Source organism: Psychroserpens algicola (genome assembly GCF_014526325.1).
In the GTDB taxonomy this organism is placed as follows: domain Bacteria; phylum Bacteroidota; class Bacteroidia; order Flavobacteriales; family Flavobacteriaceae; genus Psychroserpens; species Psychroserpens algicola.
The window spans coordinates 982,507-995,271 of record NZ_JACNMJ010000001.1 but is presented as its reverse complement, the minus strand read 5'-3'; the positions used below and the strand labels follow the sequence as shown (position 1 = coordinate 995,271).

Genomic DNA, 12,765 nt, shown 5'->3' with positions numbered 1-12,765 from the left:
ATCTAAGCTTTAATGTCTCGTAATCTTAATTGTAAACTCACTTGTCCTTGCCAATGATTTTCATCAATTGAATAAACCGCATCAAATGGCTTAGAGTTTTTAATCATCTCTAATTTATCACCTAAGTTAAACCCTATTCCTGAAATTTTACTATCACCTTGTTTCACTGATAGTCGTAAATGTTTATCATCTTCTCCAACGCATTTACTATACCCAGTATCTTGTAAGTTTTGACTCATAAATATTGGTGTCATATTTCTAGGTCCAAAAGGTGCAAACTGTCTAATAATCCTGTAAAATTTAGGCGTAATATCACTTATTTCTATTTGAGCATCAATTTTAATTTCTGGAATTAGCAAACTTCTGTCAATGGTATTTGACACCTCATCTTCGAATGCTTGCTTAAAAGCCTCATAATTCTCTGCTTTTAAAGTTAAGCCTGCTGCATATTTATGGCCACCAAACTGTTCAATATGTTCACTACATGCTTGCAGCGCATTATAAACATCAAAACCTTTTACCGATCGTGCCGAAGCCGCTAACATATCACCACTTTTGGTAAATACTAACGTTGGTCTATAGTAAGTCTCGGTTAGTCGTGAAGCCACAATACCTATAACTCCTTTGTGCCACGACTCATGATATACCACCGAAGTTAACCGGTCTTGCTCGTTATTGTCTTCAATTTGGGCTAAGGCTTCTTTAGTAATTTGTTGATCTGCTTCTCGTCGGTCGAGATTAAATTCATTAATCTCTTTAGCGTATGTTTCAGCTAAATAATCGTCTGTTTCAGTAAGTAAGGTCACAGCATAATTACCATGTTTCATTCGACCTGCGGCATTAATTCGTGGTGCCACTATAAAAACAACGTCAGTAATGGTGAGTTCTGGTTTTTTGGTTTGCTCTATAATAGCTTTAATTCCGGGACGAGGATTGTTGTTAATGACTTGTAACCCGAAATAAGCCAATGCTCTATTTTCACCAATAATTGGAACGATATCAGCACCTATAGCTGTGGCGACTAAATCTAAATACTCCCCTAAATCTTCAACTGTTTTATGGTCTTTTAATGCTAAAGCCTGAATGAGTTTAAACCCAACACCACAACCACATAATTCTTTAAACGGATATTCACATTCCTCGCGTTTAGGGTCTAAAACCGCCACTGCTTTGGGAAGTTCGTCTCCAGGTCTATGGTGATCACAAATGATAAAATCGATACCTTTTTCCGAAGCATAGTTTACTTTATCAATAGCTTTTACACCACAATCTAGAGCAATTATTAAGGTGAAATCGTTATCGTGGGCAAAGTCGATACCTTTAAAAGAGACACCATACCCTTCGTCATAACGATCAGGAATATAAGTCGCAATACGGTTTGATTTTGTTTTTAAATAGGAAGACATTAAGGCCACAGAGGTTGTACCATCAACATCATAATCACCATACACTAATATATTTTCATCGTTTGCCATTGCTTGTTCAATACGTTGAACAGCAAGGTCCATGTCTTTCATCAAATACGGGTCGTGTAAATCTTTAAAACTCGGACGAAAAAATGTTTTAGCATCTTCGAAAGTTTCGATACCTCTTTGAACCAATAAGGTAGCAACACTTGCATCAACCTGAAGTGCCTTTTGTAAAGCTTCAACAGTTTTAGAGTCTGGTTTTGGTTTGAGTGTCCAACGCATGTACTAATATAGAAAATTTTCGCTATACATTATGATAATGAATCGATGTTTTTACATCTGCAAATCTTCGGAACATTTCCATAACACCACAATAGGTATCAATAGACAAATCGACTGCTTTTTTAATTTTAGTTTCATCGAGGTTTGCGCCATAGAAATGATATTCAATCGAAACAGTGTGATAGTATTTTGGATGCTCATCGGTTAACTCACCATAGGTATCAATTCTAAAATCTGAAAAAGGAACTTTCATTTTTTTAAGAATAGACACGACATCCAACCCTGAACAACCAGCAAGAGATGATAACATCATTGCTTTGGGTCTTAATCCTGAGTTGTGGCCTCCATGTTCTGACGACGTATCCATAGTGAGTAATTTTCCACTCGGATTATCAGATTCAAATTGTAAGTTTCCTTTCCAATGTGTGACTACTTTATGAGACATATCTAAAGAATTTTTCGTTTATTGTTAACTCAAAAATACCACTAAAAATCACAATATATGGCATTAGTAACTCCTTTATCTGCAGAACACGATCCAGAAACAAAACAACTCGCTGAGTTTTTTAATGAAACGCTTGGGTTTTGCCCAAATTCGGTATTAACGATGCAACGTCGCCCAGCGATTTCGAAAGCATTTATCAATTTAAACAAAGCAGTCATGGCTAATGAAGGCCGCGTAACTTCTGCTTTAAAACGGATGATTGCCTGGGTTTCTAGTAATGCAACCGGCTGTCGCTATTGCCAGGCACATGCTATTCGTGCTGCGGAACGTTATGGTGCTGAGCAAGAACAACTCGATAACATCTGGGAATATAGAACACATGCAGCGTTTTCGGATGCCGAACGTGCTGCTCTTGACTTTAGCTTAGCTGCCTCTCAAGTTCCGAATGCCGTAAATGCCGATATTAAAAGACGCTTATATGAGCATTGGGATGAAGGTGAGATTGTAGAAATGTTAGGTGTTATTTCACTATTTGGCTACCTCAACCGCTGGAATGATTCTATGGGAACCGATATCGAAGAAGGTGCTGTAGAAAGTGGTAATAAGTATTTAGGCAAGCATGGCTATGAGGTTGGGAAACATGATGGCTCGCAGTATTAAGATAGCTTAAACAGTATCGCATTAGGATTAATCCTATATATTACTTAATGTTAGTTAAAAACTCTGTTACGGCTTTCCAGTAATCTTCGGCGCCTTTTTGACCGTTCCAAAGTGCTTTAGAACCATGAAAACCATCAGATTTTGGTATAAACTGATATTGATGTATATGTAATTTTGATCCATTAATTAAACCACTTAATGTTGATGCTTCTTGTTTAGATGAAGTCACTAAGTAAGGTGTTTTAATTTTAGAAAAAACGGTTGCTAATGATGGTGCGTCATTTTGGAAATAATCTCCTGGACTACATCCGATAACTGCTTTTATTTTAGTATTATTTACACTTTCAAGAAGCGCTAAACTCGATGAATAAGAACTTCCAAAAACAATTACTTTTTTATCATATCTTTTGTTTAAATATTTAACCGCTGCTACAATATCTTGTTGTGCATCTATCATTTTGGGTTCAAGTCCTTTTTCTAATGCGTTTTGATTGGTATAGTTAGGTGTTTCGGCAAAACGTCCACCAGATCGCAAATCGATTGCAAGGCAATTATAACCAAGTTCATTAAGTTTTGGAGCAATATCGGTATATTCCATCCTGTTATAACCTGCTTGATGTAGTAATAATATCACAGGCTTATTCTTAGCTACTTCGTAAAGATTCCCATGGATAATTAATCCATCCTGAGAAGGAAATTCAATTGTTTCTGATTGGTGTTTGTTCCCTAATTCTCCTGGGTTTGGCAACTGAACGCTCTGTTGTTGGCGTCTAGCCTCTTGCTCCATTTTAATCAGGTTTTCGATTAATTCTATTTTAATGATTTTTCCATCGGTATTAAAATGAATATGAGATTTTCTTTTGCCTAAAGTTTCAAAGTCGTATGCAACATAAGCCTTCCCATTTTCAGTTTTAATAATTGTCATACTATTAAGTTTAGGAAGATTAGTGACGATATTTTTCATTATTGCAGGTGTATTTGTCGTCGGAATTTCTCCAAACATAAGCTCATCACTCAAATAAGGTTGAATTGCATTTGTGTTTTTCTCTGTAAAGCTCTGAGCAAAAGCCTCTATTTGTTTTGTGTAATCTTGTGCCGAGATAGTAGACGATATCAGTATTGCAATAACAAACTGTAATGTTTTTATCAATCTTTTGCTTTTAAAATTTGAATGTGTTATCATTTTACTTTTATTTTATGTTTCTACTATCTTAGTGACAAGAGTGTAAGAAATGTGACCGTTATATTTTATTCTTTTTTTAGGCTATCTAAAATGGTGTCAATTTGTTTAATGAGTGGCTCCCAATTAACTTTTACGGCTTTTTTGTTAGTCCAAACGATGTAAGCAAAGCAGGCACCAACTAATAAACTATATAGTAATTTACTTGTAAAGCTCGAGGTTAAAATTGAGAGTAAATCTGATGAATCTGAGAATTCAAGTCCCCAGAAAAATATCATAATTCCAACAAAAAGAGGTAATGCCATCCAATATAAAACAGTATCTAATAATTTTGCCTGATTGAGCATAAATTGTTTTTGATGTAGGAGCTGATCTTTGATTGGCAAAAACAATTCTTGAGTATGTTTACTTTTACGATTACTTCTCAACTTATATATCATATTGATGTAGGTTAGTATCGTCAACACAACACCAATTGTAGATACCGAAACAGGTAAGTAAAAAGCTAGGATAGAAAAACCTACTATACCTACAAATGCAACAATAATTTCTCTTCGGTCTCTATTACGTACAATGCGTTCTCTATACTCCATACCGCTTTTGAAGTCTATTAATAAATGTTCCATATCAAATTTTATAGCTTTCATTTGTGACGTATTTTTCCAAATGTTTTTTATATCCTGCTCTTTCATATCAACTAATTTTTGGATTAATACAATCAAAAAGACGCTTGCGTATGCGTTTCATTTTTACAGCAATATGATTTTCTGTTAAACCAGTAATTATAGCTATGTCTTTGTACGATAAATCTTCTAAATACAAAATAATGATTGAGGTATCACTTTCGTTTAAAGTTAAAATACACGCTTTAAGAAGTTTATATTTTTCTTCTTGGGATTCATCTGGAGGCGTATCTGAAATCATATACTTTATAGATTCAAACCTCAGTGTTTTATTACTTTGCTTTTCAAGCTTTAATTTTGATCGCATGCAAACATTAATTGCAATACGATATACCCAAGTATCTATATTAGATTTTCCTTTGAAACTTGAAAAAGATTTCCAAATTTGAAATATAACTTCTTGAAATAAATCTTGTGGTTCAATAGGACTTACCGCATAGACACGACAAATTCTATAAATTTTTTCTTTATTACTCTCCAGTACTTTTTGAAAATCTTGGTTTTGCACTTAGTATGTTTTATACGCTATTACTTTAGTGACAGAAATTAGAAAAATATGACAGTTTTATTGAAAAAATTTGCTTTAACTTTTTTTTTCAACGATCTGGCGTGACAATTATGTCTATATAATTTTATGGATGACACGTGCCAACTCAGGCAAAACCTCAGTCTCAAACCAAGGATTTTTACTCAACCAAAATCGGTTTCTCGGACTGGGATGTGGTAGTACAAAATACTGAGGTAAATAGGCTTTATAATTGGCAACCGTTTCGGTTAAGGTGCGCTCAGCTTTGTCTTGTAAATAATACTTTTGAGCGTACATGCCGATTAAAATCACTAATTCTACATTTTTCATATGGTCAAATAATGGTTGATGCCATTGTGGTGCACATTCTGGTCGTGGTGGTAAGTCGCCACTTTTTCCCTTTCCTGGATAGCAAAATCCCATCGGAATAATCGCAAATTTGGAATCGTCATAAAATTCGTCGTCTGATACATTTAACCATTTGCGTAATTGCTTTCCGCTGGCATCATCCCAAGGAATTCCAGAAGCATGCACTTTAGTTCCTGGTGCCTGACCAATAATGACAATTTTTGAGTTTTGATGAGCTGTTGCGATTGGGCGTGGACCAAGTGGCAGATGCGCTTCGCAAATTCGGCATTGTCGTATATCGTTTAAAAGTGTTTCCATAATAATGAGATTCTTAAACAAGTTCAGAATGACATGATGTAATAAAAAGCTATTTACGTCCTCCTACAATGATAACAATTTCACCTTTTGGTGGTTTATTGGTGTAATGCTCCAAAACTTCTTTTGCAGTTCCTCGAATAGTTTCTTCATATAATTTTGTGAGTTCTCGAGATACTGAAACCAGTCTGTCTTCTCCAAAATACTCACAGAAATTAGTAAGTGTTTTTATGAGTTTGTGCGGACTTTCATAAAAGATAATCGTTCGTGGTTCTTCAGCAAGTAATTTAAGTCGTGTTTGTCGTCCTTTTTTTACTGGAAGAAAACCTTCAAAAACAAACTTATCATTTGGGAGTCCCGAATTTACAAGTGCAGGTACAAATGCAGTAGCTCCAGGCAAACACTCTACTTCAATCTGGTTTTCAACGCAAGCTCTTGTGAGTAAAAACCCAGGATCTGAAATGGCAGGAGTTCCTGCATCACTAATCATGGCAATTGATATGCCACTTTTTAGTTTCTGTACTAAGTGATCCACCATCTTATGTTCATTATGCATATGATGACTTTGCATTTGTGTTCCAATGTCGTAATGCTTGAGTAATTTTCCTGAAGTGCGTGTGTCTTCAGCTAAAATTAAATCGACCGATTTTAAAACGTCTACAGCCCTAAAGGTCATGTCTTTTAAATTTCCGATAGGTGTAGGTACAATATAGAGTTTACTCATTATAAGTTGTTTCTTTTCAAATTTACAATGTTTCTAATTATATTGACGCAACCTTTTATGATATTTGGTATCTTTTAATAAATCAGGTCTTGTAGTAGGAAAATTCTATATCTAACTGTTATAGTCTTGAGATTCTTTTTTTATTGCTAAAACTTTATTTAAACTATTACTTTATGATTGGGAAATTATGCCGCTTATTTTTTTTCTTTCTCGTATGCACCCAATTACATAGTCAAACTACAGATTTATCTATTGTAGCTCAAGCACAAAACACAAGCGGGACGAGTGTTTCTCAAGTTGAGATTTTTCAGGATTTTCAATATATAGTTACTATTATTAACTCCGGAAACCCTGTTTCTGATGCCACTTTTGTCATTACAATGTCATCTAGTTTACAAAACTTAGACATCAATTCTATAAGCTCTCAAAATAATACAGGTGGTGCCTCTAATGCCTCAAATCTGGTCTTAAACGGAACAGTTCTAACGGGTAGTGTTGCTAATTTACCAACAGATTCTAGTGTTGAATTAAAAATTGATGTGACAGCGCCTTCCACTGTAGGTGGAATTGCCATTAATGCCATTATATCGCCTCCAAACGGAACTACAGATACCAACGAATCTAACAATCAATCGCTAATATCTATTGATGTTATTGACGTTGATATTGATTTTACTGTAACCCATTCTCAAATTTCACCTGCTGAAGGCACTGGGATTTCTGCTTGGAATGACACTGTAACCTATAGGTTTACGATTTCAAATAATAGCGCTATAGATTATCCTTTAGACAGTTTTAAAGGAACGCTTGCTAGAACGTCTAATTTGGACTTTGGAAGGCCTAACGCCCAATTAGAATCTATTACATGTATTGGTACAACAGGAGGTACCGATTGTCCTGACGTATCAGGTATTGGTACTCAAACTCCACTTTTAATTAGTGGTGCTGTAGATATGTTTGTTTTTGGATCATCACACCTATACACGGCTGGTGGTTCAGCAACCTTTGAAATTGTATATCGGTATTTAGATCCGTCATGTGCTGTTGTTTTAGATACTATTGAAGTTGCCAGTTCGATTTCGATATCTTTATCTCATGCTAATCTATCCTCTAATGTGTCTAACATAGTCGATACGAGTTTACTTGAAAGTGAACTATGCCAGGTTACAGATATCTGTATTGATACGGTACAAATTGATCCTGATCCTCTAACACAAGTTAACTGGAATCAACAAGTTACTTTTGAAACAACAGTGTGTAATAATGGGCCACTAGATGCCAGTATTGCCTTTTTTCTGCAAAACTTGTCAGGAGTAGAATGGGATATTTTATCAGCAACATGTACAGCAACTACAGGCACTATTACTTGCGATGACGTCACCATTAATATTGAAGAGATTTTCTGGGTAAGTGATGCTTTTATTTTACCTGTAGGATCTACTGTTACCATTACCACAGTTGTTGTTTTTATTGAACCTGAATGTTCGTTCAATTCGCAGCCTATTCTCGCTCATATAAGAAGCGGAACGAATGTACTCGAGCCTGATATTTTTGATAATGTTATTGAAAATAGCGCTCAGAGTGATTATGTCATGCTTCCTGCAGTAGAGGAATGTCCTAGCAGTGATTTAGGAATTACCAAAACCCAAATTGATCCTGTTTTACCAGAAGGTGGATCGGCTGGAAATCCAGCGCAAGCCGGAAATGTTACCTATGAAATTACAGCTTCAAATTTTAGTGATGAAGACACAATTATTGAGCTAATTGACTTTACTGAAAACATCGGAAATGTTAGTTATACAGGTACATTACTTTCGGTAGAATGTATCTCATCAACAGGAACTGCTCAATGTTTTACAATCAATAATACAAATTTAAATGTGCCGCTTGATGGTATTGCAGAGAATGGTGTTGATGATATGTTTTGGCAAATCACACCAGAAGATAACTGGATATTACCAGCAAACAGTTCGGTTACATTTCAAGCTACTGTAGCATGGGAAACCGATTGTTCTATTGATGCAATTCCTGTTTTTAATTTAGTAGAAATTAGTCATGGCAACGCCACATCTGATAATAATCCAATAAACAATGAAGCTAGTGTTACCACATATTTTGCTCCATGTGTAGACTTAGTGGTACAAACCTACCCAGAGTTTACACAAGTTAATGTCAACCAAAATTTCGACTGGATTATCGACATTACCAATAGTGAAACGAGTTCTAATGCCATTAATATTTTATTTGAAGACACTGTTAACGATGTGTTTACAATTGCTGGCACTCCTACATGTGTGGCTACCAACGGAAATGCTACCTGCATTACCAATATCACTACTACTGGAAATCTGGTAACAGGAACGATTACCAATATGGATGCTGCTTCAACCATACAAATTAGAATTCCTGTAACTGCTCCAAGTTTTGGAGGTGCTTATAACAATATTGCAGTAGCAACTCCTGACGAAAATGATAACTTAGAAATTTCACCCGAAACAAACACATCTATTAGTAATGTACAAATTGTTGCTCCTGAACTTCTAAAAGACTATGATCCTGAAACTATAATTGTTGGCGAAGAAAGTACCTTAACATTTACCATTTCAAATTTACCATCAAATCCAGCACAGAGCGATATTTCGTTTACAGATGTTTTTCCATCAGAAATTACCGTTGTATCAGCTCCAGAATGGATTATGAGTAATGGATGTACTGCAACTTTTATTGGAGCTACGGGTGATAATTTTGCAGGTATAACCGATTTGGTGTTTCCCGAAGGTGTTGCTTCTTGTAGCTTTAGCGTTGTGGTAACATCAGATGTTCCTGGAATTTATCTCAATGACACAACTAATTTTATAGAACAAAATAATATTGATACTTCTCAAACGAACGCAACTTTAACGGTGTTAGAAGACACATCAGATGTTGATATCGAATTACTCAAAAGTGTATTTCCTGAGGAAGCAATTATTGGAGATCTAGTAACCTTTGAAATTACAGCTACCAATCTAGGTACTACAGAAGGAACAGAAATTGAAATCCTTGATTTTTTTCCTCTCGGAATGACATTTATTTCAGCAACGACAACACAAGGCACATTTGATGCCTCAACATTTACCTGGTCTATTGATTCACTATTAAGTAGTCAATCTGAAACCTTGACAATAGTGGCTCAAGTGGATTCTAGTAGTAATTTATTAAATGTTGTTTTGTTAAATAATGTGCGTCAACCAGACAGAGATGAGTCTAATAATACAGATGATGCAGAGGTGATCGTGAACTTTTGTTTGTTAATCCCTCAAGGGTTTTCACCAAACGATGATGGTTTAAACGATGTTTTTGATATTCAATGTATCGAAGAGTATCCCGATAATCTCATTAAAATTTATAATCGTTTGGGTGTTCAGATTTTTGAACAAAAAAATTACAAAGGGGATTGGGATGGCAGACCAAATATGGGAATGCCAACTACGACAGGACGACTTCCCGTTGGGACTTACTTTTATATTTTAGATTTAAAAACCGGTGAAAAACCTATTATCGGCTGGGTGTATCTCAACTACTAAATTACTATTGAAACTTGCGCTCAACAGCAGCTAAGAAACGTTCTTCAAATTCTTCTTTGCCTTCCCAATTATTGTAATCAGGTTTTACGATATCCTTAATAAGATGTGATGCCTCTTGAAATGAATTTGTTGTTTTTAACTGAGACAATACGCGTTCATAATCTTCAATTTTACCATCAAACAGGTGTTTGATAAAGGCTAATTTATCATTAAGACCAATATTTAATCCGCCATTTTTGAGTTTGTCATTTAAGGATTTTCTGAAATTCTCATTAACTTCAGTTACTGGTTCAAATACAGGAATATCTTCAAAGCCAGCAGTAATATCTTCAAGATGTTCTTGACTTTTTGGTTCAGCTACTACAGTTTCAACGATGTTATCAACGTGTTGAGATTCTTGAGGCATTTGAGCAACCATGTCTTTTATTTTTTCCATAACAGGCTCATAAATATGATCATCTTCCTTCTCGTCTAGGTTGACATATATTTTATCTTCAACTTCAATATTATCACTCACTTTATTATTAAATGCAGTATCTAGCATCCCAAAAAAAGAAGAATCACTTCCTATTGTTGGAAGATCTCCTTCAAAGTTCTCATTAGCAAATTTTAAAACACTCAGTTTTTCATATAACATTCCAGCTTCAGCATGTAATTTCACAACATCTTCCTTTCCTTTAAGTTTCAAAATTCTGTGTGCAATACTGATTAATTCTGCTTCCAACTTCTTCTTCATAACTTTTATATTTTATCTAAAATAGATTTTTGTTTTTTACTAAATTTACGCCACCTTTATACAAAACGAACTTCAGGTTGGTTTTAGTGTTAAAATTACAAAATGTTTCTCGAAAATACAGTAAATCATAAAGAACAATTTGGGTGGATTGAAGTCATTTGCGGTTCAATGTTCTCTGGTAAAACAGAAGAATTGATTCGAAGGCTCAAACGTGCGCAATTTGCCAGACAAAAGGTTGAAATTTTTAAACCTACTGTTGATGTGCGTTATGATGAAGAAATGGTAGTCTCTCATGACTCTAACGAAATTCGCTCTACACCTGTTCCTGCTGCTGCAAATATTCCTATTTTGGCAGATGGTTGTGATGTGGTAGGTATTGATGAAGCGCAGTTTTTTGATGATGAGATTGTACGTGTTTGTAATGACCTGGCCAATAAAGGTATTCGGGTAATTGTTGCAGGATTAGATATGGATTTTAAAGGCAATCCATTTGGTCCAATGCCAAATCTTATGGCTACAGCTGAGTATGTAACCAAAGTGCATGCTATTTGTACAAGAACTGGAAATCTTGCACAATACAGTTACCGAAAAACAACAAGTGAAGCATTAGTATTGTTAGGTGAAGTTGATGAGTATGAACCGTTAAGTCGTGCCGCTTATTATAAAGCAATGTTGCGTGATAAAATTCGACATATGAAAGTTAATGACGCTCAAGAAATTTCTAACAAAGACAGTAAGTCCAATGCCCAAAGCTAAAGAAACTGTTTTAGAAATCGATTTAAAAGCGCTCAAACATAACTTTGAGTATATAAAATCGAAACTTAAAAGTGATACTAAACTATTAGCAGTAATCAAAGCATTTGCTTATGGAAGCGATGCTAGTAAAATTGCTAATTATCTTCAAAATTTAAATGTCGATTATTTTGCGGTAGCCTATGTTAATGAAGGTGTGGCTTTAAGAGATGCTGGTATTAAAACGCCCATTTTAGTATTGCATCCTCAGGCAGTAAACTTCAAAACCTTAATCGAACGCTGTTTAGAACCCAGTTTATACAATACTAAAATTTTAAATGAATTTATCAGTATTGCTACAAAAGAACAACAACACAACTATCCTGTGCATATTAAGTTTAATACTGGATTAAATCGCTTAGGTTTTAGAGAAGACGAGGTCGATGGTATTATTTCAAAAGTAAAAAACACCTCAGCTATAAAAGTTAAATCTATATTTTCTCATTTAGCCGCAAGTGAAGATTTGGAGGAAAAGAAATTCACTCAAAGCCAAATTGGAAGTTTCAATAAAATTTCAGAAAAATTTACCGAAGCAATTGATTACAAGCCGATACTTCATCTGGCAAACACCTCTGGAATTCTCAATTATCCCGAAGCCCATTTAGATATGGTAAGAACAGGAATTGGCTTATATGGTTTTGGAAATTCTGAATCTGAAAATACACATCTAAAACCCATAGCAACACTTAAATCTGTAATTTCTCAAATACATCATATTAAAAAAGGAGAAACTGTAGGTTACAATCGCGCTTATAAAAGTGAACGTATAGAGAAAACAGCGACAATACCTATAGGACATGCTGATGGCATTGGCAGACAGTATGGTAATCAAAAAGGATATGTTACAATTCATGGTGAAAAAGCACCAATTATAGGCAATGTATGTATGGACATGATTATGGTTAATATTACAGACATTAATTGTAGTGAAGGAGATGAAGTTATTATCTTCGGAAAACAACCAGATGCATCTCAGTTTGCCAGTACTGCCAATACAATTTCTTATGAAATTATTACAGCTATCTCTCAACGTGTAAAACGTACATTTATAGATAATTAAAAAAAATTTAGTGTCTTTTGTGACTTTTTAACTAAATTA

12 protein-coding genes are annotated in these 12,765 nt (G+C 34.9%); 4 read left to right on the top strand and 8 right to left on the bottom strand.

Translation table 11 applies throughout. The features are described 5' to 3' along the window. Positions 1 to 2 precede the first annotated feature (2 nt). Both recJ and H7350_RS04145 read right to left on the bottom strand, forming a co-directional pair. Complete coding sequence (recJ, locus tag H7350_RS04150; protein ID WP_204344602.1) at positions 3 to 1,691, bottom strand: single-stranded-DNA-specific exonuclease RecJ; 1,689 nt, start codon at positions 1,689 to 1,691, stop codon at positions 3 to 5. A 22-nt stretch (positions 1,692 to 1,713) separates the two neighbouring features. Beyond that, on the bottom strand, positions 1,714 to 2,136 hold the full coding sequence (locus H7350_RS04145; protein ID WP_204344601.1) for an OsmC family protein: 423 nt from the start codon (positions 2,134 to 2,136) through the stop codon (positions 1,714 to 1,716). A gap of 57 nt (positions 2,137 to 2,193) precedes the next feature. On the opposite strand from H7350_RS04145, the gene H7350_RS04140 reads away from it, so the two are divergent. After that, entirely contained in the window at positions 2,194 to 2,796 is a 603-nt protein-coding gene (locus H7350_RS04140; RefSeq protein ID WP_204344600.1) for a carboxymuconolactone decarboxylase family protein, read from the top strand. Between the two features lie 40 nt (positions 2,797 to 2,836). Here H7350_RS04140 and H7350_RS04135 read toward each other — a convergent pair whose 3' ends face one another. From H7350_RS04135 to rsmI, 5 genes are all read right to left on the bottom strand, one after another. Continuing rightward, entirely contained in the window at positions 2,837 to 3,979 is a 1,143-nt protein-coding gene (locus H7350_RS04135) for a dienelactone hydrolase family protein (protein WP_204344599.1), read from the bottom strand. Positions 3,980 to 4,044: 65 nt separating this feature from the next. Next, positions 4,045 to 4,668 (bottom strand): hypothetical protein, encoded by a 624-nt coding sequence (locus H7350_RS04130; RefSeq protein ID WP_204344598.1) that lies wholly within the window; start codon positions 4,666 to 4,668, stop codon positions 4,045 to 4,047. A gap of 1 nt (position 4,669) precedes the next feature. Then, positions 4,670 to 5,167, bottom strand: coding sequence for a sigma-70 family RNA polymerase sigma factor (locus H7350_RS04125; protein ID WP_204344597.1), 498 nt, complete (start codon positions 5,165 to 5,167; stop codon positions 4,670 to 4,672). Between the two features lie 114 nt (positions 5,168 to 5,281). Further along, positions 5,282 to 5,851, bottom strand: a complete 570-nt coding sequence (locus tag H7350_RS04120; RefSeq protein WP_204344596.1) for a uracil-DNA glycosylase family protein — start codon at positions 5,849 to 5,851, stop codon at positions 5,282 to 5,284. Between the two features lie 49 nt (positions 5,852 to 5,900). After that, the gene (gene rsmI / locus H7350_RS04115; protein WP_204344595.1) at positions 5,901 to 6,572 is read right to left on the bottom strand and encodes a 16S rRNA (cytidine(1402)-2'-O)-methyltransferase; all 672 of its coding nucleotides are present in this window, start codon (positions 6,570 to 6,572) and stop codon (positions 5,901 to 5,903) included. Between the two features lie 173 nt (positions 6,573 to 6,745). Here rsmI and H7350_RS04110 point away from each other — a divergent pair, with 173 nt between their 5' ends. Beyond that, the gene (locus tag H7350_RS04110; protein WP_204344594.1) at positions 6,746 to 10,138 is read left to right on the top strand and encodes a DUF7933 domain-containing protein; all 3,393 of its coding nucleotides are present in this window, start codon (positions 6,746 to 6,748) and stop codon (positions 10,136 to 10,138) included. A gap of 4 nt (positions 10,139 to 10,142) precedes the next feature. Here the strand turns inward: H7350_RS04110 and H7350_RS04105 are convergent, their stop codons facing one another. After that, the gene (locus H7350_RS04105; protein ID WP_204344593.1) at positions 10,143 to 10,874 is read right to left on the bottom strand and encodes a hypothetical protein; all 732 of its coding nucleotides are present in this window, start codon (positions 10,872 to 10,874) and stop codon (positions 10,143 to 10,145) included. A gap of 102 nt (positions 10,875 to 10,976) precedes the next feature. On the opposite strand from H7350_RS04105, the gene H7350_RS04100 reads away from it, so the two are divergent. Both H7350_RS04100 and alr read left to right on the top strand, forming a co-directional pair. Then, the gene (locus H7350_RS04100) at positions 10,977 to 11,630 is read left to right on the top strand and encodes a thymidine kinase (protein WP_204344592.1); all 654 of its coding nucleotides are present in this window, start codon (positions 10,977 to 10,979) and stop codon (positions 11,628 to 11,630) included. Further along, a complete protein-coding gene (alr, locus tag H7350_RS04095; protein ID WP_204344591.1) occupies positions 11,617 to 12,726 on the top strand; it encodes an alanine racemase in 1,110 nt (369 codons plus the stop codon). Before H7350_RS04100 ends, alr begins: the two co-directional genes overlap by 14 nt. The last annotated feature ends 39 nt before the right edge of the window (positions 12,727 to 12,765 follow it).